The sequence below is a fragment of the Pleurocapsa sp. CCALA 161 genome (assembly GCF_003003995.1).
In the GTDB taxonomy this organism is placed as follows: Bacteria; Cyanobacteriota; Cyanobacteriia; order Cyanobacteriales; family Xenococcaceae; genus Waterburya.
The window spans coordinates 1-22,577 of the sequence record NZ_PVWF01000028.1 but is presented as its reverse complement, the minus strand read 5'-3'; the positions used below and the strand labels follow the sequence as shown (position 1 = coordinate 22,577).

General features: G+C 41.6%; 22 protein-coding genes. 12 read left to right on the top strand and 10 right to left on the bottom strand.

Translation table 11 applies throughout. The features are described 5' to 3' along the window. Positions 1 to 201: 201 nt before the first annotated feature. Positions 202 to 876 carry a two-component system response regulator RppA gene (gene rppA, locus C7B62_RS08885; protein WP_106234931.1) on the bottom strand — a complete coding sequence of 225 codons (675 nt, stop codon included), beginning with the start codon at positions 874 to 876 and terminating at the stop codon, positions 202 to 204. Positions 877 to 1,069: 193 nt separating this feature from the next. Here rppA and C7B62_RS08880 point away from each other — a divergent pair, with 193 nt between their 5' ends. From C7B62_RS08880 to pdhA, 10 genes are all read left to right on the top strand, one after another. Beyond that, the gene (locus C7B62_RS08880; protein WP_106234929.1) at positions 1,070 to 2,287 is read left to right on the top strand and encodes a PQQ-dependent sugar dehydrogenase; all 1,218 of its coding nucleotides are present in this window, start codon (positions 1,070 to 1,072) and stop codon (positions 2,285 to 2,287) included. A gap of 86 nt (positions 2,288 to 2,373) precedes the next feature. After that, the gene (pqqA, locus tag C7B62_RS08875) at positions 2,374 to 2,562 is read left to right on the top strand and encodes a pyrroloquinoline quinone precursor peptide PqqA (protein WP_106234926.1); all 189 of its coding nucleotides are present in this window, start codon (positions 2,374 to 2,376) and stop codon (positions 2,560 to 2,562) included. Then, positions 2,562 to 3,476: a pyrroloquinoline quinone biosynthesis protein PqqB gene (gene pqqB, locus C7B62_RS08870; protein WP_106234925.1), complete on the top strand. Its 915-nt coding sequence runs from the start codon at positions 2,562 to 2,564 to the stop codon at positions 3,474 to 3,476. The genes pqqA and pqqB overlap by 1 nt, the downstream gene beginning before the upstream one ends. Before the next feature lie 123 nt (positions 3,477 to 3,599). Next, positions 3,600 to 4,316, top strand: coding sequence for a pyrroloquinoline-quinone synthase PqqC (gene pqqC, locus C7B62_RS08865; RefSeq protein ID WP_106234924.1), 717 nt, complete (start codon positions 3,600 to 3,602; stop codon positions 4,314 to 4,316). A gap of 78 nt (positions 4,317 to 4,394) precedes the next feature. Then, the gene (gene pqqD / locus C7B62_RS08860) at positions 4,395 to 4,682 is read left to right on the top strand and encodes a pyrroloquinoline quinone biosynthesis peptide chaperone PqqD (protein WP_106234922.1); all 288 of its coding nucleotides are present in this window, start codon (positions 4,395 to 4,397) and stop codon (positions 4,680 to 4,682) included. Further along, positions 4,679 to 5,776, top strand: coding sequence for a pyrroloquinoline quinone biosynthesis protein PqqE (gene pqqE, locus C7B62_RS08855; RefSeq protein ID WP_106234919.1), 1,098 nt, complete (start codon positions 4,679 to 4,681; stop codon positions 5,774 to 5,776). The genes pqqD and pqqE overlap by 4 nt, the downstream gene beginning before the upstream one ends. A 102-nt stretch (positions 5,777 to 5,878) precedes the next feature. Beyond that, entirely contained in the window at positions 5,879 to 7,240 is a 1,362-nt protein-coding gene (locus C7B62_RS08850; RefSeq protein ID WP_106234916.1) for an efflux RND transporter periplasmic adaptor subunit, read from the top strand. A gap of 43 nt (positions 7,241 to 7,283) precedes the next feature. Beyond that, a complete protein-coding gene (locus C7B62_RS08845) occupies positions 7,284 to 10,526 on the top strand; it encodes an efflux RND transporter permease subunit (protein ID WP_106234913.1) in 3,243 nt (1,080 codons plus the stop codon). A gap of 61 nt (positions 10,527 to 10,587) precedes the next feature. Beyond that, a complete protein-coding gene (locus C7B62_RS08840) occupies positions 10,588 to 11,418 on the top strand; it encodes a sulfurtransferase (protein ID WP_106234911.1) in 831 nt (276 codons plus the stop codon). Between the two features lie 71 nt (positions 11,419 to 11,489). Further along, positions 11,490 to 12,521, top strand: coding sequence for a pyruvate dehydrogenase (acetyl-transferring) E1 component subunit alpha (gene pdhA, locus C7B62_RS08835; protein WP_106234908.1), 1,032 nt, complete (start codon positions 11,490 to 11,492; stop codon positions 12,519 to 12,521). A 55-nt stretch (positions 12,522 to 12,576) separates the two neighbouring features. On the opposite strand, the gene C7B62_RS08830 is transcribed toward pdhA, so the two are convergent. Further along, complete coding sequence (locus C7B62_RS08830; protein ID WP_233219881.1) at positions 12,577 to 14,082, bottom strand: YcjF family protein; 1,506 nt, start codon at positions 14,080 to 14,082, stop codon at positions 12,577 to 12,579. A 453-nt stretch (positions 14,083 to 14,535) separates the two neighbouring features. Here C7B62_RS08830 and C7B62_RS08825 point away from each other — a divergent pair, with 453 nt between their 5' ends. Beyond that, positions 14,536 to 15,156, top strand: coding sequence for a rhomboid family intramembrane serine protease (locus C7B62_RS08825; protein WP_106234904.1), 621 nt, complete (start codon positions 14,536 to 14,538; stop codon positions 15,154 to 15,156). 99 nt (positions 15,157 to 15,255) lie between these two features. Here C7B62_RS08825 and C7B62_RS08820 read toward each other — a convergent pair whose 3' ends face one another. The 7 genes from C7B62_RS08820 to C7B62_RS08790 form a co-directional block, all read right to left on the bottom strand. Continuing rightward, on the bottom strand, positions 15,256 to 15,699 hold the full coding sequence (locus C7B62_RS08820) for a DMT family transporter (protein WP_146132073.1): 444 nt from the start codon (positions 15,697 to 15,699) through the stop codon (positions 15,256 to 15,258). A 25-nt stretch (positions 15,700 to 15,724) separates the two neighbouring features. Beyond that, positions 15,725 to 16,405 (bottom strand): NADPH-dependent F420 reductase, encoded by a 681-nt coding sequence (locus C7B62_RS08815; protein WP_106234899.1) that lies wholly within the window; start codon positions 16,403 to 16,405, stop codon positions 15,725 to 15,727. Between the two features lie 2 nt (positions 16,406 to 16,407). Continuing rightward, complete coding sequence (locus tag C7B62_RS08810) at positions 16,408 to 16,986, bottom strand: nuclear transport factor 2 family protein (protein WP_106234896.1); 579 nt, start codon at positions 16,984 to 16,986, stop codon at positions 16,408 to 16,410. A gap of 21 nt (positions 16,987 to 17,007) precedes the next feature. Continuing rightward, the gene (locus C7B62_RS08805; protein WP_106234894.1) at positions 17,008 to 18,003 is read right to left on the bottom strand and encodes a zinc-dependent alcohol dehydrogenase family protein; all 996 of its coding nucleotides are present in this window, start codon (positions 18,001 to 18,003) and stop codon (positions 17,008 to 17,010) included. A 39-nt stretch (positions 18,004 to 18,042) separates the two neighbouring features. Then, on the bottom strand, positions 18,043 to 18,330 hold the full coding sequence (locus C7B62_RS08800) for a hypothetical protein (RefSeq protein WP_106234891.1): 288 nt from the start codon (positions 18,328 to 18,330) through the stop codon (positions 18,043 to 18,045). Positions 18,331 to 18,344: 14 nt separating this feature from the next. Continuing rightward, positions 18,345 to 19,001 (bottom strand): NADPH-dependent F420 reductase, encoded by a 657-nt coding sequence (locus C7B62_RS08795; RefSeq protein WP_158260652.1) that lies wholly within the window; start codon positions 18,999 to 19,001, stop codon positions 18,345 to 18,347. Between the two features lie 128 nt (positions 19,002 to 19,129). Then, positions 19,130 to 19,483, bottom strand: a complete 354-nt coding sequence (locus C7B62_RS08790) for a nuclear transport factor 2 family protein (protein WP_106234886.1) — start codon at positions 19,481 to 19,483, stop codon at positions 19,130 to 19,132. A 292-nt stretch (positions 19,484 to 19,775) separates the two neighbouring features. On the opposite strand from C7B62_RS08790, the gene C7B62_RS08785 reads away from it, so the two are divergent. Then, positions 19,776 to 20,690, top strand: a complete 915-nt coding sequence (locus tag C7B62_RS08785; RefSeq protein WP_106234884.1) for a LysR family transcriptional regulator — start codon at positions 19,776 to 19,778, stop codon at positions 20,688 to 20,690. 10 nt (positions 20,691 to 20,700) lie between these two features. Here C7B62_RS08785 and C7B62_RS08780 read toward each other — a convergent pair whose 3' ends face one another. Next, positions 20,701 to 22,191, bottom strand: a complete 1,491-nt coding sequence (locus C7B62_RS08780; protein ID WP_106234881.1) for a DEAD/DEAH box helicase — start codon at positions 22,189 to 22,191, stop codon at positions 20,701 to 20,703. Positions 22,192 to 22,577: the final 386 nt, after the last annotated feature.

Below are 22,577 nucleotides of genomic sequence, written 5' to 3'. Positions count from 1 at the left end.
TACTGACTACTCAACCACCTGCACGGCAGCTTTATCCATAAACCCATCTCCACCTGTAACGATGATCGCCTGACTTTCTGCCAAAGTTTCTTATTTATTTATAGTTACCTAGAAAATATGACACAGAAATGACAAGACTATCCCGTGTCTAAGATCGGGCGAGCTAATCTAATAAATTAAATTAATAGTAAATAATTAATTTTAATCTCGAACATCTAAACGATATCCCATACCATAAACTGTTTCCAGGCAATCTTTTGCCCCAACTGTTGCCAAACGCTGTCTTAGCCTTCTCACCAAAGTTGTCACCGCATTACTCTCAGGTTCACTTCCCCAACTCCAAAGTGCTTGTTCGATCTGATCGCGGGATAGTACTTGTTGAGGATGGCGTATCAGATACTCCATCAGTTGAAATTCTCTGACTGAAAGCTGTATCTTTTTTTCTCTTTTTGCCAAGTTCAGGGTAGTTAAATCTAGCTGTAAATCCCCTAAAGTTAAGGTATCCCCCGTCCATAAAGGCGATCGCCTGCCTAAAGCTCTGACTCTGGCTAATAACTCTAAAACATCTACAGGTTTAACAATATAATCATCTGCCCCCGCATCTAAACCATCAACCTTATCGGTGGTAGTGTCTTTGGCAGTAAGCATGAGTACTGGAGAAGTATTACCTAAGTTGCGATACTGTCGACATAGTTTAACTCCGCTTACCTGGGGTAACATCCAGTCTAAAATTAATAAGTCATAGCTTTTTTCTTTAATCAGCCATTGCGCCGTCGAGCCGTCTTCTACCGCATCAACTATATGTCCTACCTGTGATAGGGCTGTCTGCAAAGGTTCTAGCTGTGCAGGATCGTCCTCGACCAATAAAATTAACATCTAAATTATTAAGGATTAAATAAAATAGATGATAAACGATCGCTGGTGAACAATAAAGAGATCTGCCTTGAACCGACTGTCCTGTCATTTCTCTGTCATCTTTATCTTTTAAGCTAAAAATATGGTCTAATTTGAATTTTTATCGAAATACTTTGAGAAAACATCTTCGTAAAGCGATCGCATTTCGGGCAGCATGAATAGCATGATCAAACGTCAAATTAAAACAGCACTATTATCGAGCGTTCTTTTAACTTTTATGGGTTGTTCGGTTCTTAAAGAATCTACTTCTGCTAAGGTTGCCAATGGCTCATCAAATAGTCCCGTTGTCTCCGATAGTAATGTTGCGGTTGCTAATAATTTTAGAACGACAACTATCACACAAGGGTTGGAGCGCCCCTGGGGGATGGCATGGCTGCCCGATGGCTCAATATTAATTACCGAACGACCAGGAAGATTGAGAATTATCAGAGATGGAAAGTTAGATTTAGAACCTGTTTCGGGAGTTCCTGAAGTCTTTGCCGTCAATCACGGGGGTTTGTTAGATATTTCCCTACATCCTAATTTTGCTAAAAATCAGCTAGTCTACTTTACCTATTCTGATGGTACTAACCAAGCGAACCGTACCAAAGTTGCCAGAGCTACTTTTGATGGAACTAGTCTGCAAAATTGGGAGGATATTTTTGAAGTCAATCCGACCAAACCAGAGGGTCAACACTTTGGTTCGCGTATCGTTTGGCTACCCGATAATACGATGTTGGTGGGGTTAGGGGATGGTGGTAATCCGCCAATTCAGCTTAATGGCGACTTGATCCGCAATCAGGCTCAAAATCTTAATTCTCATCTTGGTTCGGTGGTGCGATTAAACGATGATGGTTCAATTCCTCAAGACAATCCTTTTGTTAATAATGCCGACGCAAATTCGGCTATTTGGAGTTATGGACACCGTAATATTCAGGGAATGACCATCGATCCTGTTACCAAACGTGTTTGGGCAACAGAACATGGTTCGAGGGGTGGCGATGAGGTAAATATAATTAAAGCCAAGCAAAACTATGGTTGGCCTGAAGTTAGCTACAGTGATGAATACACTGGGGGGAAAGTGGCAGAAATTAGTTCTCGTCCTGATGTACCAGAGCCAGAGTTAATCTGGACACCATCAATTGCACCTTCTGGACTGGCATTTTATTCGAGCGATCGCTTTGCTCAATGGCAGGGAGATTTGTTTGCCGGAGGCTTAGTTTCTCGTGATGTTCGTCATATCGACCTCGACGGAGAGGGGAATATTTTGGGTGAAGAGTCAATTGCAATCGGTCAAAGAGTACGGGATGTACGGCAAGGTCCAGACGGGATGCTATATGTCTTAACAGACGAGCAGAATGGATCTTTGATTAGTATTGAACCTGAAGGTTGAGACTGGGTGACGAGGAGAACTAGTAATAGGTATTAATCTCTACTTTAAAAGTAAAACACAGTAAACAATTAGGAGTAACAAATATAATGGTAGATCGAGCAAAAGATTATTTAGGTTCTATTAAGAAAGAAAAAGATCCTGCCAATAGAAATAAAAATACGACAAATACGGCCCTCTCTACTACGGGAAAACCGATCGCCGTCTGGGAGTCACCTGAGTTTGAAGAGTTTGATCTTTGTATGGAAGTAACCGCTTACGTCCATCAGTGGCAATAATGCAGATCCGTATTTTGGGTTCGGCAGCAGGGGGCGGATTTCCTCAGTGGAACTGTAACTGTCCTGGTTGTCAGGCTACTCGCACAGGGGAACAGGAAGTACATCAGCGTACTCAATCATCTTTAGCGGTTCGTGGCAGTTCGGGAGATTGGTTGTTGGTCAACGCCTCTCCCGATGTGCGTCAACAACTAGAAAGCCTTCGCGATCGCTCCTTTACTTCAATTCGCTCTAGTCCAATTGCAGGGGTGCTGCTGAGTGATGCTGAGATCGACCATACCGCAGGTTTAATAATTTTGAGAGAGTCCAACGAACCACTTCAGATTTACGGCACGGATACTATCAGACGGGCATTGACTGAAGGTTTTTCTCTACTGCGGATACTAGAAAATTACTGTGGGGTGGAATGGTCGGAAATCAAACCAGGTTCGGTTATAGATTTTAGCGACAAAAAAGAGTCGAGCTTGGAAATAGAAGCCTTTTTACTAACTGGTACTCCGCCTAAGTATATGCGAGATCGAGCTTCGGCAGAGGGTAATTGGGTAGTGGGGTTTACCTTCCGCGATCGCGCTACTGGTGGAGTTGCTACTTATGCACCAGCATTAGCTGAATTGACTCCCTCAATTATCGCTCGGTTTGAGTCGAGTGACTGTATTTTGGTAGATGGTACTTTTTGGCAAGATGACGAACTGGTAAAACTGGGAATGTCACACCGCACCGCTTTATCTATGGGTCATTTACCTCTTTCAAGTGAGGGCGGTAGTCTCAAGCGTCTATCTCAACTTTCCTCGTCGCGCAAAATTTTTACTCATATTAATAACACCAATCCAATTCTCATTGGTAATTCACCCCAACGCCAACTAGTTGAAGCAGCAGGGATGGAAGTTGGTTATGACGGATTAATTATTGAATTGTAGTTATAGCCGTACAAAGTTAAATGAAGGCAAGTTCAGTTATTGGCTATACCTTTAATAAACAAGTAAAGCAATTAGAAGTAATTGGAAGTAATTAGAAATAATGTTGTATTTATCTCAAGCAAGATGCAAAGAGTAGAAGAACAAAAACCACCTTGGACAGTAGAGGAATTGTCAGCCCGACTTTATGCTCAAAAATTCCGATATCACGATCTTCATCCTTTTCATCGCCGAATGAATGAAGGCTTGTTGAGTCCAACAGAAATAAGACGGTGGGCAGCAAACCGCTTTTATTACCAGAAAAGTATTCCTTTAAAAGATGCTGCTATTTTAGCCAATTGTCCAGAACGAGAAATAAGAAGAGAATGGATCGAGCGAATTATCGACCATGATGGGCGAGGAGAAGATCAGGGGGGAATTGAAGCCTGGCTGAGATTGGGTGAAGCGGCAGGGATTGAGCGTACAGAACTATTAGACGAACGATATGTTTTGCCTGGGATACGCTATGCGGTGGATGCTTACATCAATTTTTGCCGTACTCAACCTTGGATTATTGCGATCGCTTCTTCCTTGACAGAATTGTTTGGCCCTGGTGCAATTCAGGTAAGGTTAGCAGCTTTAGAAAAGCATTACCTCTGGATCGATCCAGCTGGATTTGAATACTTTCGAGTACGCTTAAAACAAGCGCCCCGCGATGCTCGTTATGCCCTGAACTTGGTCTTAGAACGTTGTCAAACCCGTAACAGTCAAGAACAAGCCGTTCGAGCATTAATCTTCAAATGCGATTTGCTCTGGAGTCAGCTAGATGCAATTGAGCGAGGTGAGACTCGCCCTGTTGAATAGCAATTAGGTAAGAGGTAGGGGCGAACGACGGTTCGCACGTACAAGTAGCAAGTAAACTAATTACTTAATTTTTCTACAATGATCGAAGAAGAGCGAGTTTATTATTTGGACAATTTAGGTTTTGCCAGTGGTGTGCGTTTACACTGGAGTACAGCTAGACAGCAGCATTGGCTATTATTTCCTGAAGGTGCGTTGTTTTTGAATCCTACTGCGGTAGCAATACTTTCTATCTGTGATGGTTATCGTTCTTTTACTGCGATCTCGCAAATTTTATCAAGTCAATTTTGCGACGTAGATATTAATCAGGTGCAGAATTTGTTATTACAGATGTTGAAACGAGGATTGTTGATTAACAAAACGCCATGATAGATCTAGATCTGCCTCTAACCCTCATGGCTGAGTTAACCTATCGCTGTCCATTGCGCTGTCCTTACTGTTCTAATCCGACTAACTACGATAGTAGTAGATATCGTCAAGAATTAACTACTGAATACTGGCTAAAGTTAATCAAACAGGCTGCAAATCTGGGTGTTCTACAGCTTGGCTTTACAGGTGGCGAACCTATGTTGCGTCAAGATTTGGAGTTGATGGTAGAAACCGCAACAGCAACGGGTATTTATACCACTCTCATTACCGCCGGTACTCTTTTCACCAAAGATCGAGCAATCAAACTACGAGATTGTGGACTCGATCATATTCAGATTAGTCTTCAAGATAGCCAAGTAGACAAACTCAACTATATTGCGGGAATTCCATCTTACGAGCAAAAGCTTACCGCAGCCCGTTTAGTCAAACAGTTGAATTTTCCTCTCACTATTAATGTGGTGCTACATCGCCATAACCTAGATCGCATTGAAGAAATTTTAGAACTATGCAAAACTTTAGAAGCAGATCGAGTTGAACTAGCTAACACACAATATTACGGCTGGGCTTTACTTAACCGAGATGCACTATTACCTACGCTAGAACAGTTAGAACGAGCCAAACAAGTAGTAGCGATCGCCCAACAAGAAAAGTATTTCCCAATGGGTGTTGTATACGTGTTGCCCGATTACTACGAACAGTATCCCAAACCCTGTATGGGCGGTTGGGGACGGCGCACGATGGTAATTGCCCCCAATGGGGATGTTCTACCCTGTCAGGTGGCTGCTTCAATTCCCGAACTGAATTTTGATAACGTTCGAGATCACTCTTTAGAATGGATTTGGTCTAAATCCGCAGCCTTTAACCGCTTTCGTGGCACAGACTGGATGGAAGAACCGTGTCGTAGCTGCCCTCGTAAAGCTGTTGACTTTGGGGGGTGTCGTTGCCAAGCCCTGTTGTTAACTGGTGATGCAACTGCTACCGATCCTGTCTGTCATTTATCACCACAACATCATCTGATTACTAAAGCTTGCGAATCGGGACAATCCCATAATTCTTCTTCATTTAGATACCGCGATCGCCTAAACAGTTCTTAATAAAAGATTGATATAATAATTGTTAAAAATATCACTTCGATCTAGTTTGATTCAATACCAACGAAATTGAATCACCTCTGCCTGCTTCAGTTTCGTAAAATTATGCCAGTCAAATTTTCTGTTACTAAATATACTGCTAGGTCGCAAAACTCAGCTAGATTTTCACATTGGTTGCTGTTTTTACCTGTATTGCTATTGATTTCATCAGGTTGCAATTTGTTGCCCCCAGGAGATGCTCAAAGTGAATCTGAAGCTTCTCGTCCTCAAGAAAAATCTTTATCTGTTGATATAGCAGTAGCTAGTCTTGGGTCATTAGAAAAAGACACCGAGTATGTAGGTACGACTTTTCCAGTACGAGAAGTTTCTTTGCGATCGCGCATTGAAGGACAAATACTGGATATGACAGTAGACGTAGGGAATCGAGTAGAGCAAGATCAAGTATTAGCGCGAATCGATGATTCAATCTCAGCATCTACGGTGAGAGAAGCAGAAGCAGAGGTTGCAGCCCTACAGTCAGAAGTAGCCAGTTTAGAAGCAGATGTCAACGATGCCCGCGCACAAGTTGAACAAGCACAGCTAGAACTAAAGCAGGCACAGTCTGATGCAGCCAGGACGAACCTACTTTTTGAGCAGGGGGCGATTTCCGAGCAAGAAGCAGAATTAGATAGAACGGCAGTGGGGACGGCAGAACAAAGATTACGCTCTGCTCAACAGCAAGTAGCCAATCGCTCCTCAGCAGTAGTAGCTGCCCAAAGGCGCGTAGCAGCACAAGAGGCATTAGTTGCTCAAGAACAACAAAGACAATCATTTACCGTTTTGACTTCCCCCGTGACGGGTTCGGTATTAGAACGGGTTTTAGAACCAGGAGACTTAGCCCAACCAGGCGATGAAGTACTGAGATTAGGAGATTTTAGCCAGATCCAGGTACAGGTGCAGATTTCTGAATTGGAACTAGCAAGGGTTAGGGTAGGACAGATGGCACAAGTACAGTTAGATGCATTACCAGAGCAAACCTTTACAGGAGAAGTAACCCAAATTTCTTTGGCTGCCGATGCTACTGCCCGTTTGATTCCCGTAGAGGTAACTATCCCAAATCGCGAATACCCGAAGGGTACGCTTCGCGATCGCCGTATTGGTCGAGGATTGCTGGCGCGGGTAAATTTTGGTCAGCAGAATAATCAGAGCGTAGTCATTCCTGAAACAGCAGTCCAGGTGGCATCAGAAGGGGCAAAACAAAATAATTCTCAATCAGATACTGCAACCATATTTACCCTCAAACGAGAAGGAAAACAGGCAACAGTTGCAGCCCGTCAAGTGAAATTAGGCGATCGCGCTAATTCGCAGGTAGAAATTCTCTCTGGACTAAAACCAGGAGAAGAATTTGTCGTGGCTAGCAGTGGCAATTTGCGGGATGGCGATTCGGTTCGCCTCAGCTTTATCTCTGAATCAGCATCAGAATCATAAAACAAAATTCCAGTAAGGGCGAACGGCCGTTTGCCCCTCCACGATGAAAACTTCTTCTGCCTCCAATTTTAGTATCACTACTATTGCCATTCGCCAACACATCGGTACTCTGATGCTAACTCTAGCGGTAGTTGTGATTGGCGTATTTTTCCTATTTAATATCCAAGTAGATTTACTCCCTGCCATTACCTATCCACGCATTGGTTTAAGAGTTGACGTACCTGGCATTTCTCCCGAAGTTGCCGTAGATGAAGTGACTCGACCTTTAGAAGAAGGGCTGGCTGCCACTGAAGGAGTAGTACAGGTTTTTTCGCAAACTCGTGAAGGACAGGTAAGTATAGATCTTTACTTTCAACCAGGGGGCAATCTCGATCGCGCTTTAAACGATGCCACAGCTGCATTTAATCGGGCGAGATCTAACCTACCAGATACGGTCGAAGAACCAAGACTGTTTAAAGTCGATCCTTCTCAATTACCCGTATACGAATTAGCATTGACATCTCAATCTTTAGATCCTTTGCAATTGCGCGTGCTTGCCGATGAAGAACTGGCACGAGAATTAGGAGTTGTTGAGGGTGTAGCGGTAGTAGACGTTTCTGGTGGAGTCGAGGAAGAGGTAAGGGTTTTAATCGATCTCAGTCGTCTTCAAGCTTTGGGCATAGGCTTAAATGACGTCCTGACCGAATTAGAAGAAACCAATCAGGATATTTCTGGAGGGCGAATTTTGGGGAAACTTAATGAACCCTTGACTCGTGTAGTGGGAAGGTTTCAAAATGCTCAGGAAATTCTCAATCTCTCTTTTGAAGTAGAATCGACAGCAGCAACGGAAAACAATTTAACATCTCCCCCTCGCGTATATCTGCGGGATTTTGCCCAGGTAATCGATGGTCAAGCCAACCAGCGAGTTTTTGTGTTTCTCAACGAACAACCTGCGGTAAAACTCAGTATTCAAAAGCAGCCCGAAGCCAATACCATTGAGGTAGTCGAGGGAGTTAAACAGCGAATTGAGGAGTTAAGACAGACAGGGATAGTTCCCGAAGATCTGGAATTGGTTGCTACCCTAGATGAATCAATTTTTATTCGCAATGCCATTAGCAACGTTACCAATTCTGGACTGATTGGCGCAGGACTAGCTGCGATCGCTGTTTTGCTTTTTCTCGGTTCACTGCGTCAAACTGCGATCGTCGTCTCGGCAATTCCTCTGGCAACACTGATGGCAATTATTTTGATGAAAATGTTTGGCTTGTCTCTCAATGTCTTTAGCCTAGGCGGATTGGCAGTAGGAGTCGGGATTGTCGTCGATAACTCTATTGTCATGCTGGAGAACATCGCCGAAGGTGCAGGGATGACCCCAGGCAAAGATGCACAGACGCGACTCAATTCTCGTCAGTTGATCGAGCGATCGATTTCTAGCAGTCAAGAGGTAGAATCGGCGTTAGCTGCCTCTACCAGTACCAATTTGGTTGCCGTGTTGCCTTTTTTGCTCATCGGTGGTTTTATTGCCTTGCTGTTTAATGAATTAGTTTTGACCGTTAGCTTTGCTGTAGCTGCCTCAGTTTTAGTAGCTTTAACAGTCGTACCAATGCTTGCTTCTCGTTTGCTGGCAATCCGCAAATCGAGTAAGATTGGTCTTTTTTGGCTATTACAGGCATTTAATCGCCAATTTGAAGCTGCTACCAGATGGTACGGCATCATACTTAAACGGGTTTTACAACGGCGGTTGCTGGCAATTGGCTTAACTTTTTTACTGCTGGGTGGCAGTAGCCTTTTAGTTATTGGTCGAATTCCTCAAGAGATTTTGCCTCGAATCAATACAGGACAAGCTCAATTACGGGCTCAATTTCCTCCAGGAACACCCCTAGAAACTAATCGCCAAGTTATGGCAAAAGTGGATGAGATTTTATTAGCCCAGCCAGAGACTGAATATGTTTTTACGACATCTGGAGGCTATCTGTTTGGTAGCAATACCAGCGAGAATCCCTTGCGTGGTTCTAGCACTATAACTCTCAAGCCAAATACAGATGTTGAGGCTTTTGTGTCGCGGGTAACGGCAGAATTCGACAAGCTAAATTTAATTGATATTCGCCTGCTTCTTAGTCCTGGTGAAGTGCGGGGCTTAGTTTTAAACAACTCTCCAGTACGGGGGGCGGAAGTTGATATTATCCTTCAGGGGCAAAATTCTCAGGCACTAGAACAAGCAGGACAACAGGTGTTAGATACCTTAGAACAAAGAGCCACTCTATCCAGCTTTCGTCCCGATGCCGATCCTCGCCAGCCCGAAATTCAAATTCGCCTAGATCGAGAACGCGCTGCGGATCTCAACTTAAATGTTCAAGATATCGGCGATACTTTAGAAACTGCACTCGAAGGTTCAGTTCCCACACAGCTACAGCGGGGAGAGCGTCTTGTAGACGTACGAGTTGAGCTTAAAGATGATGCAATTCGTCGTCCCTCTCAACTAAAGCAAATCCCATTATTTATCGAAGATAGTAATAGCTTAGTTCGCTTAGGAGATATTACTAGCATCGAAGAGGGGCAAGCACCTGGAGAAATTCAGCGGATCAACCAACAACAGGTGTTTCTCATCGCAGGCAGCCTCAATGAGGATGCAGATTTAGGAGCAGCTTTGTCCGAACTAGAGCAGATTTTTCAAGAGATTAACCTGCCACAAGGAGTAAATCGCCTCCCCAGCGCTGCTGCCCAAAGCAATCAAGAAATTCAGTCTACTTTCGCTGTTTTAGGCGGACTGGCGGCATTTTTAGTTTTTGTAGTCATGGCAGTACAGTACAATTCCTTGATCGATCCGTTGGTAATTATGTTCACCTTGCCTTTGGCATTAGCAGGAGGAATTTGGGGGCTGTTTCTTACCCAAACGGCGATTGGTGTAACTGTAATTGTGGGAGCAGTTTTACTAGTCGGTATTGTGGTCAACAACGCGATTATTATGGTCGAGTTAGCCAATCAAATTCGAGAGCGAGAAAAATGCGATCGCGCCACGGCAATTGTACAGGCAGCGCCCCAAAGATTGCGTCCTATCCTAATGACTACTATCACCACTGTAGTCGGGATGTTTCCTTTGGCATTGGGCTTAGGACAAGGAGGAGAGTTTTTGCAACCATTAGGGATTGTGGTCTTTTCTGGGTTGGCATTGGCAACCCTATTAACCTTGTTTCTGATTCCTTGTTTTTATATTTTGCTACATGATTGGGTAGATCGGGTTTTGGGTAAAAAGCGATTCCCTGTATCTACTCAGCAAAAAGCCACAAAACCTCTTGCCCCGAAATAAAATATTGATCAGCTAAATCGAGTCTTAAGATAATCTATCTGAGTCATGTCAAAAATAACTCATGAAAAAAACAAAATATCTAGTCGATAGCGAATGGTTGATTTCTCAATTAGATAATCCCCAAGTAGTAATAGTAGATTGTCGTTTTCGGCTAGCCGATCCCCACTGGGGCGAAGAACAATATTACGTTAGTCATATTGAAGGTGCATACTACTTGAGTTTAGACCGAGATTTAGCGAGTAAAGTACAGCGCCACGGAGGAAGACACCCTTTGCCAGATTTAGAGCTGCTGGGTCAAAAGTTGGCAGACATGGGAATTATCAAAAATGAAACCCTAGTAGTAGCTTACGATGATGCTCGGTTTGCTTTTGCAGCGCGTTTATGGTGGTTGTTACGTTACTTAGGACATGACGGGGTAGTTTTACTCGATGGTGGCTGGAATGACTGGCTCAAACATAATTATCCTGTGAGTAACGCTGTTGCAGCAAAGAGATTGGGAAGTTTTTCACCTCAACCTCATTCAGATTGGTTGGTAAATATAGATGCAGTTAGATCTGCTCAAAACCATGATGGTGTAGTGATTGTTGATTCGCGCGATCGCGATCGCTATCTGGGATTAGCAGAACCCATCGATCCGATTGCTGGAAGTATCTCAGGTGCAGTTAATTCTCCTTGGCAGCAGGTGAGTGATGAATCGGGATATCTCAAGTCCCAGCAGGCACATCAACAGTTATGGGAAGATTATTCAGCAGCAGAAATAATTGTCTATTGCGGTTCTGGAGTGACAGCCTGTGTTAACTTATTTTCTCTCAGCTTGGCAGGAATCAACCATGCTAAGTTGTATCCTGGTGGTTGGAGCGATTGGTGTTCTTATCTAGGAGATGAGGAGTAAATCTTACTACTTCCGTCCACTGGAGTTTTGTGATTCAATATATATCTGCGCCTTTATTTTGAAACTACTTTATGTGTGCTGAAAGAACCTTACCTAAATTTGATGCTAGTTCTGTCAAGATAACTAAAGAAGAAGGATTCATTTTGTATGAAGATATGGTTTTAGGACGCTTATTTGAAGATAAGTGTGCTGAGATGTACTATCGAGGCAAAATGTTTGGTTTTGTCCACCTTTACAACGGTCAAGAAGCGGTATCTTCGGGAATAATTAAGGCTCTAAGAACTAAGGGCGACTATGTTTCTAGTACTTACCGAGATCACGTTCATGCTTTAAGTGCGGGAGTACCTGCCAAGGAAGTGATGGCAGAATTATTTGGCAAAGAAACAGGCTGTAGCAAGGGTCGCGGTGGTTCAATGCACATGTTCTCGGCAGAACATGGGCTTTTGGGAGGTTATGCTTTTGTTGCTGAAGGAATTCCTGTAGCTACGGGTGCTGCTTTTCAAAGTAAATATCGTCGCGAAGCCATGGGTGATGAAAGTTCTGATGCTGTGGCGGTATGTTTTTTTGGTGATGGGGCTAGTAACAATGGGCAGTTTTTTGAGTGTTTAAATATGGCAGCACTTTGGCAATTACCCATTATTTATGTCGTCGAAAACAACAAATGGGCGATCGGCATGGCTCACGATCGCGCTACTTCTCAACCCGAAATCTATAAAAAAGCCAGCGTCTTTAATATGGCAGGGTACGAGGTTGACGGCATGGACGTGTTAGCGGTTAATACCCTGGCTAAAGAGGCAGTGGCACGCGCCCGCGCAGGAGAAGGTCCAACCTTAATTGAAGCCTTGACCTATCGCTTTCGAGGTCATTCTCTAGCAGATCCTGATGAACTTAGAGATCCTCAAGAGAAGGAATTTTGGGGTAAGCGCGATCCGATTAAAAAATTTGCTACCTATTTAATTGAGCAGAATTTGGCTACAGCAGAAGAACTGCAAGAGATTAACAAAAAGGTGTCCGCTACTGTAGATGAGGCAGTCAAATTTGCGGAAAGCAGTCCTGAACCTAATCCTGCCGATTTACGCCGTTATATCTTTGCCGAAGATTAGAACTAGAATCAGCTAATGGCTCTTAGCTATTAGCTATATTTAATTTTAGTTAAAATTACCAATCATCTTCTAACTGCGCGACCATTTTTGACACTAATTGAGCTTCCTCTTCTTCTTCTAGATCTTCATCTCCCCAGGCTTCTGATAGAGGTTGCACCACTTTAGAAATTGCATCCTGCACAAAAGATTTGACAAACTCATCTCGCCGACTGAGTTGAAACTGTTGCTGCACCACTTCTGTTATCCCACCGTCCCCCCAATCTAGATTGCGCCTAAAGTATTCAATAAAACTTTTCCCAGCAATACGAGTTAAATAAGCCGCAGATACAGCTTGAATGGCTTTGCCAACGATATAGGTAGCAAAATTAAGCTGAAGGGCTTTGGCTAAGATATCTACTGCACCCTTAACTACTCCTAAACTGACCAGAGTTTTTCCTAACGACAAAGCTAATTCCTTACCCTGTTCAAAATCTAGTTCAATGTTATAAATTCTGCCAATTTCAATGACCATCTGAGCATTAACCGCAGCCGTGGCCAACATATCTACTACAGGGACAGGCGTGACGGCAATTACCCCAGCGCTAATCCACTGGTAGCGATCAATGATTTTATCTGACTCCCTACGTCGCTGATTTTCAATGATAGTGCGGGCTTCTTCTCCTAAGCGGTGTGACTGAAGCAAGATATTATCGGCAATTAAATCTTCTCCTTCTGCCCGTAACACTGCCACCAGTCTTTTGATTAACGGCAAGATTTCTACTGGTGGATCGATAATTTCTCCTGTAGCTAACTGTACTGGTTGGGGGTTAGCACAAATAGCCGTAACATCACCAGGCGCAATAAAGGATTTTACTCTTTCTTTGAGTCTGCCTAAAATCATTTCGCGATCTTCATCGGTATAGAGATCTGTTTTGTTAAACACCAAAAGCGATCGCTTGCCAATTTCGGCTAAAGTTTTTAAAGGCTCGTATTCTGACTGACGCAAATCATTATCAACAGTAAATACTAGTAAGTCGGCTTCAGTGGCTAGCTGCTTGGCTACTTTTTCTCTTTCTGTTCCCGCAATTCCCGCTTCTAAAATACCAGGAGTATCAATAATCAGGATTTCTCTGCCTACACCTCGCAGCTTCAGACTATAGGTTTGTCCTTGAGTAGTTGTTCCCATGATCGGATTGGTTTCCCCAACAATTTCGCCGACGAGGGCATTTACTAAAGAAGTTTTTCCTGCCGATCCTGTGCCAAAGATCACGACTTTAACTTCTCCCCGTTGGAGATCTGCCTCAATTTGTCGAGATCTACCTAATAAAGCTTTTTGAGCAATTTTGTCCTGTATTTGCCCTACTTGTTGTCTTAACGCTTGAAGATTTTGTGCTGCTACCTGGGTTTTTTCTGCTGGTATTCTGACCCGATTATCTCGACGTTTTCCTGGCTTACCCCTAGAGCCTCGGCGCGTATATTTATTAATGTAATAGATATAACCGCCCACCAAAGAGCCGATCAAAACTATCACTAACAACAGTAGTAGATTAGCCAGAATAGGTGCAGTAAAAGAGATCTGCATATAGAGGTGAGATAGAGATGTCACCAACCAAATCGATAGTCCGAGAATTATGCTCAGACCAAGGAATAGAGCTACTATCCGAAATAGGGGCATGGTACAGTTTGGCAGAACAAAGTTAGTTTACCTATATTAACGACTTTGATTAATTTTAATTAGATTAAAAATTAAGTCTTAAAAAAATGACCGCAAAGGATAAATTTTTTCTTGGCGATAACTTTTGTATTCTTAAGCGAGAATTAAGTAATATTACTTGCCTATGATGAAAGTATGATATTTGTTTCACTGGAGTAGAACAAAACGCTATGATAACCCCACGTATTAGTTGTAATGTAACTTCTATCTTTTAACCTGAATGTTTTGAACTAACTACTTAAATTAGTTGCTAATTAGTTTAATTTTCAGTTTGAATTCAGACTGCTAAAGCTATAAATCGATTAAATCCAAATATTTTGCATGAAAATTAGCCGTAACAAGATAGCCTATACGACGTATATATTAATTGGCTTAAATTTACTGATCTACGGATTAGAGATTAAGTTAGGGGGAAGCGAGAGTTCTTCAGTATTGGAACGTTTGGGAGCTTTGATTCCTGAAAAAGTTTTAGCAGGAGAATGGTGGCGATTGATTGGGGCTAATTTTCTCCACTACGGCTTATTTCATTTAGCAACAAATATGTTGTCGTTATTTTTTGTGGGACGCTTGATTGAGTTGAGTTTAGGAGCAAAGTATTATTTAACAATCTATTTAGTTAGCGGTATCGGTTCAATGTTAACCTTTACACTATTAGCTTTTAGATTGGGATTAAATAATGTTTTTTTAGTCGGTGCTTCAGCAGCAATTATGGGTTTAATTGGCGCAATTTTAGCTATTTTCTTGCAAATTTGGTTAAAGAGAAGACATTCGGTTACTGCTAAACGTCGATTACAACAAATTATTTTGATCGTTATTGTGCAATTTATTTTTGATCATTTAATTCCGCAGGTTAGTTTTCATGCTCACTTATTTGGTTTTATTATTGGCTTTTTAATTAGCAGTGTGCTGGTGTTTATTAAGTTTAATTTACAGGAAGCTTAAATTAGTTAAGCTTTTTTTTAGCCCTTATGATTAGTTAATCGAAAATAAGATTTGCTCCCTCTACGTTGGTAATTTCCAGATAAAATAAAATCTATTGCTCTAAAATCTTTGAATTAGACCCACACCAACTATTAGCAAAATTGCACCTATAGCTCTCCAAAAACTCAAAGGATGCACTGGAAATCCTACTAAGCCAAAACTATCAAGAGCGATCGACGCTAACATTTGACCAGCGACAATCAAGCCAATCATTGTGGTAGCACCAAGTAAAGGAGCTAACACTATTGTGGTTGTTAGATAGATTGTTCCCAGTATGCCTCCAACCCATAAATACCAAGGAATTTGTTTGATTTGACCCAATGGAGGCAATGAAATATGGAAAACTATGGTGTAAAGTATTAAAGCGATCGCACCAATACCGAAAGAAACAGAAGCAGCTAAAAGTGGATGACCGAGATTCTTTGCTAACTGAGCATTGATTCCAGCTTGAGTTGGGAGAAGTCCTCCAGCGATCGCAGCAACAAGTACAAGCAGCCATTTCATTGCTCTATCTCCTTTGAACAAAATTTTAATAAAGTGAGGAAGATTGTCTTCCACCCAAACGCTGATTTTGAGCTTCAGGTAAAGTTGCCACAGAAATAGTGGCGTATGAACCAAGATTTTGACCAATCATTAGATAACGAATAAAGTCTCCTAGTCCTTCAAGCAAACGAGCAAAGCGTAATTCACCGCAATCGACTGGTGCAAAACCGATATCTTGAGCCAGATTCATTACAGTCTTTTTTGCTGCTGCATCATCACCTGCGACAAACACGGAAACGTTATATTCTTTCAGCGGTTGTGGGGACAGTTCAAATACTTCTTGTGCCATTGTATTAAATGCTTTTACTACTCTGGCTTGGGAAACTTCGGAGGCTAGTTTCTCGGCTAAAGAAAGCTCTATAGGCGGATAGGCAAAGTTTTCGGGAATATCATAATTATTACAATCGATTATAATTTTGCCGTTCAAAAGCTCGATAGAGGTAAGGACTTCGGCTGGATTAATACCACGAATGGTATATAACAATACATTACCAAAAATTGCTGCTTGCTCATTTGTACCGCCTTGGGTATTATTTTCAGCGGATTTAGCGATCGCTTTACCTTTTTCTACTGTCCGTGCGCCAAAAAATACTTCGTGTTTTTGTTCCGCCCAAAGAATACCTAAAGAGCGTCCCATATTGCCACTGCCAAGAATGCCAATTTTCATTTTTACTCCTCTGTTTTGAAAATGTAAGAAGTTTGAGAAGCTTTTTCGCGCATAACTTTGTCTGGTAAGAAATCACCATTAATAGACATCTGTTGATAAACTCGATGTTGTAAATACCAACTACCTTTTTGACGTATCCAGCGATCGCACACAACACCATGACCAATAGTACGAGGCAATAGCGAATCTAACTCTTCATTGGGAGACTCGTTACGGGATTTGGCTGGAAAAAGCTGAAGTACCAAGATATAACTAACTGATTCGGCTACATCTTGACTAACTCCACGAGTTATGGAGTTTAAACAATTATGTCGAATACCATCGAAACCAGCAGGAGTCTTCTTAAACCATTCAATAAAGCTACTCGCGCTCTCATGTCGCCCAAATAAAGGATGCTCATTGATATAATCATCTACTAAAATTTTTTTTAGTGCATCATAATCTCGACTGTCTTCACATAAATAGACGCGGTGGAGTAACTCTGTAATTTGAATGCGATCGCCAACTGATAATTCTTGCTCTAAAGCTGTTTTTGGCTCGCAAAATTCTTCTGGCAACTCAGTAATGTCATGAAATGGCATATCTTCACCTCTAAGCAATAATTACGGTACAGTGACAATGATCTTGCCGTTTTGTTGATTGGATTCCATATAACGATGAGCATCAACGATTTGTTCTAAGGGAAAACTGCGATCGATTATCGGAACGAGTTTGCCAGAATCTAAACCATCATACATATATTGTTTGGCTTTTTCTAGCTTGACTGGATCGCCAGCAATTTCAAATAGAGTATAGCCTTGTATTTTTAAGCCTTTTTGTAGTGCAGCAAACAGTGGAAAAGGTGTCGCCTCCGAACTTAATGCACCATACTCAATAATAGTTGCTCCTTTGGCTGCTGCATTAGCCAGAGTTTCGATAAAAGAACCAGCTACGGGATCGAAAATAAGGTTTGCTCCTTGTCCTTGAGTAATTTCCATCACTTTATTGGGTAAATCTTCCTCATCGGTGACAACTACATAATCTGCACCTTTATCTAACAGCATTTGTTTTTTACTCGCTCCTCTAGTAGTAGCGATCGCAGTTGCACCTGCTGCTTTGGTTATTTGAATCGCTGCACTCCCCACACTACTAATAGCTGCTGAAATTAAGACAAAATCTCCCGATTTAATCTGTCCATATTCAACCAACGCCCCGTAAGCAGTTATATATTGCATCCAAATCGCCGTTCCCTCTTGAGGTGATAACTTCTCAGGATATTTAGCAACCATAGTCACAGGAGCGATCGCACTTTCCCCATATACACCGTAATTTTTCATCGAAAAACCAGGAATAGTCGAAACGCGATCGCCAATCTTAAATTCAGTAACTCCTTCCCCAACCGCATCGATAACTCCTGCTGCTTCATATCCTAGAGTCGAGGGAAAACTATCAGGTTGTTCTAAATATGCCCCTTGGCGAAACATAACTTCTGCCCGATTTAAACCGATCGCTTCGACTTTTAAGCGTACTTCTCCTTTACCTGGTTCGGCTAAGGGTAATTCATCTAGCTGAAGTACATCAGCATCGCCAAATTGATGAAAACGAACAATTTTTACCATGATTTAAATTCCTTATTATTAAGAGTTTCGATGTCAACATTAATTAAAAAGTGAAGCGTAGGCTGTATAAGGCTTGAGTGGCATAATTTCTAAATCGAGAACACCAGCCTCGTACATTGGTAACTTTTGCGCTTCTTTGGTAACAGATTCAACGCTTTCGCCTTCCCAAAGCATTACAGCACCACTCATATCAGCAATGTAATACATTTGGCGAATTTGTTCAGAAGCATAAAATTCCCAGGCTTTTGCAGCTTCAGGACTGACAAGAGGTAGAACTTTCTCAACAGCAATTCCAGACTTAACACGAGCGATTACTAAAACTTGCATAATCTAATAACCTTTCAATTTTGAATGGATTTGATTTCTGGCTGGATGAGATTTAACACTGTAAAAGGATCGTGTCCCGAAAAGAGTAATTTAATGACAATGGCAGCAGCAGGTTCGAGCATTCGAGCATATTTTAGATCGCCAATGTCTTTAGCTTCACAACCAACATCTTCAATCAAAATGGCAATTTGCTGTTTAGCTTGTTCATTATCTCCGCAATACATTACCACTAAAGGGCGAGCGTCAAACACTGGGGGATTCATCTGCCATACTGAGGCTTGGCACATATTAAAAGCCTTCACTACATGAGCGTGGGGAACAACTTTAGCAATTTCTTCGGATAAAGAAACACCATCATAGCTTTTGGCTAAAAAATCAGATGTATCTACTGGATTATTAATATCTAGTAAAACTTTGCCAGTTAAAGCATCACTACCACCAGCAGCATCAATCGCCTCAAAAACTGCTTCGTGTCGAGTTGCCAGAACTACAATCTCGCCAAAGGTCGCAGCTTCTTTTTCCGAACCAAATTCAACATCTTTTCCCAGTTTTTTAGCTAAATTCTCAGCTTTTTCAATATTACGTCCACCGATAAAAAGTGAGTGTTTGGCAACCCACTTTGAGGCTAATGCTTCAGCCATGCTTCCGTAACCAATAAATCCAATTTTCATATTTATCTTTTGATACTTGATTTTTGATTGATGTAATGGCTTTAACTGGGAGAAAAATAGCGATCGCATCTACCTAATAAGCTATTGAATTCAATTTAGGATTGAACTTCAATCATATCGGCAGGATTCTAGAAGCCGACTAAGTTGACTATCTTTCCCCTGCGATCAAATTGAAAAAAATTAATTCCCTCGAACTTAACGATTCGACTATCTTTGGTGACACCTCGACCAGTCCATTTAGCTGCTGCCCTGAGATTATCTACCGAAACGTACTCTGGGTATAAACCTACAGTTTCAAAGTTTGCCATAAACTCTTTTCCTCTTTCTAAAATAGCATCAGTTCCCTGAATTTCTGGACTTCCTACGGGATCGTCAACAGTAGCATCAGTAGCAAAACAAGCAGCCCAAATTGACGCATTATTGCTTTGAGTAGCTTCAAAATAACGATTAACAAGCGTGGTGGTATTTATATTTTCAGTCATTACTTTTGAACAAAATTTGATTAGTAACCGTTAGCGAGATCAAAGTAAATTATTCGCATAACAGCAGAAGCAATTTGATAGCGATCGCCAATTCGTTTTAGAACAGCTTGATCTTCTCCCACAACGGATACTTTATCGTTGTACCGCTAGCACCGATAATTACTACTTTCATGCTGATTTTTTAGTTTTATCTTGTAAATGCCTATTTACACCATAATAAAAGTGATAATATTAGTCAAATGAATATTATAAATACTAACTATCAATAATATCGATTTAATCAGCTTTATTTGTGAATATCGACTACACTAATCTCCGTAAACTCGATCTCAATTTATTAATCGCCCTGGATGTTTTAATTGCAGAAGCTAGTGTCACCAAAGCAGCGGTCAAGCTGAACATGAGTCAATCGGCAATGAGTCATGCCTTAAAACGATTGCGAACTATATTGAACGACGACATTTTGATTCGGACTTCTAGAGAGATGGAAGTTACTCCCTATGCCCGTCAAATAAGCGATCGCGTTCGTCAAATTTTGATCGACATTGAATCAACTTTACTTTCTCAAACAACTTTTAACCCCGCTATTGCCCAATCAACTTTTAGAATTGCTGCCAGTGATTATGTTGAAGCTACTATCGGCATTAATTTAATCCAGCAACTAAGTAGTCAAGCACCAGGTATTCGTATTCGCATTACTAATCTGAATAAAGAAACTGTGATGGATGCCATAGACGACAACCGTATCGATTTACTTATTGGTGCTAAATTACCGCTCAAAAGTTGGCACGTAGAGCAAGATTTATATCGAGAAGAGTTTGTTTGTGTGATGAAAAGCGATGATGCTCTAACAGAGTTGTCTGTGGAAGATTATCTGTTGCGATCGCATCTTTTAGTTTCCATGCGCGATGATTTTCAAGGAAAAGTAGATGAAATTTTAGAACAACAACAGCAATCTCGACAGGTGATTTGGTCTACACCTCACTTTATGGCAATTCCTTTTTTATTAGCTAATTCAGACTGTGTAGCGTTGCTTCCCAGACGGATGGCACAGCAGTGTGCTAAAGCAATGGATTTAAAGTTACTCTCACCACCGATGACAATTGAAGGTTTTACTGTATCTATGATTTGGCATCAACGCAATATTAATCGTCCTCAACATCAGTGGTTACGCGCTCAAGTTATTGAGGCGACACAAAATATTTAAAATTGCGAATTTATTCTTCTTGATTCCATTGCTTAGATTCTTCGGCTACTTTAAATTCTCGTTTCTTGATTGGTTTAGGTTGATTGGGGATTAACTTTAACTGTCGATATTCTGACTGTTGATTTTGATAATTTTGTTCACCTCGGCGACGTTCAGAAGTTCTCTCTTCACTGGTGTTTTCCGTCACAACCTCGTAGAGAATTGCCTGTTTGTTGGCTGTATTGCCTTTCCTGAGAACTCTACCCAATCGTTGAATATATTCTCTAGTAGAACCTGTACCTGAAAGAATGATGGCAATTCGCGCATCGGGAACATCAACTCCTTCATTCAGTACGTGGGAAGCAACTAGGGTTTTATATTCTCCAGCTTTGAATCTAGTCAAAATATCATGACGCTCTTTAACAACTGTTTGATAAGTGATGGCAGGGATCAAAAACTGCTGGGAAATACGATATACGGTGGCGTTGTCGTTGGTAAAGATTAAGATCCGCTCTGTTTGATGTTTTTTGAGTAGATCAATTAAGATACGGAGTTTAGCATCTGTACCTAAAGCAATTTCTTTGGCTTCACGATGGGCTAACATTGCTTTTCTTCCTTGGGGCGATCGCGCACTAGCTTGCACAAATAGCTGCCAGCCTTCGAGACTACCTAAAGAGATATTCGACTCTCTCAAAAATTTACGGCGCACAGCGATCGCCTGTTCATATTTTAGCTGTTCTTGCTCAGATAATTTAACCCGCATCTGTACGATCTTATGATCTGCCAATGTACCTCCAGAAAGTTCTTCAGGAGTTTTACGATAGATAATTTTACCAATGAGGATATCTAAATCTCGATGAGTACCGTCGCTGCGTTCGGGGGTAGCGGTTAATCCTAAACGATAGGGAGCGATCGCATATTCAGCAATAACTTTGAAAAAGTCGGTGGGTAAATGATGACACTCATCAAAAATCTGGAGTGCATAACGATTACCTAAAGTCTCAGCATGAATTGCTGCGCTGTTATAAGTGGCAATTAAAATCGGCGTGCGATCGCGCGAACCGCCTCCTAGTAAACCTACCTCTGTATTGGGAAAGGCAGATTCTATTTGAGCGTACCACTGATGCATCAGATCTAACGTTGGCACTACTATTAGGGTAGTGCGGGGAGTTGCCTGGATTGCCAACTGGGCTAAATAGGTTTTGCCTGCTGCGGTAGGTAGTACTACCACTCCCTTTCTGCCCGACTGTTTCCAAGCTTGTAATGCCTCTGCCTGATGTGGGTATGGTTCAAATTGAGATACAGATTTTAGCTCTAGACTATAAAATTCTTTAGCTTCATCAATAATTTTTTTATCATCTGCCTGAAGCGCTTCCACTAGTGAACGATAGTAAATAGCTGGAATGCGAAACTTTTCCACGCGATCGTCCCAGGTAGCATAGTCTAACCATGCTCTCCCCTTTGGGGGTGGATGTAATAACAAAGTTCCGCGATCAAATTTTAGCTTCGGCGATCGAGGCATAACTTATTAAAAATCAAAAGAGCAGTAAAATCATTAAAACAATCATTACTTCTAATCAAATTACCGCTTTAAGCACTCTAATTGCAATCTGTTCTTAACAATATATCGGACAAGTTAGCAGAAAACATTGTTGAAATATGTTGTTAACAAATAAATTCTGGAAAGTTATTTATTAGGCGATCGCTACATTCTCAAATTACATTTATTTAATTTTATGCATTATTGCATAATACTTTCAGCAATAAATTCTGGTCGAAATTTGAGTTAAAAGTTTTTAAGCAACAATTTAGTTTAAATGTTAGATCTTTCTTTATAGAAAGGGTCGTAAAACCTCGTCCGCAGCGTAGCGGAGGGCGGGGATATAAGACCCCGCGAGGTACGAGCAT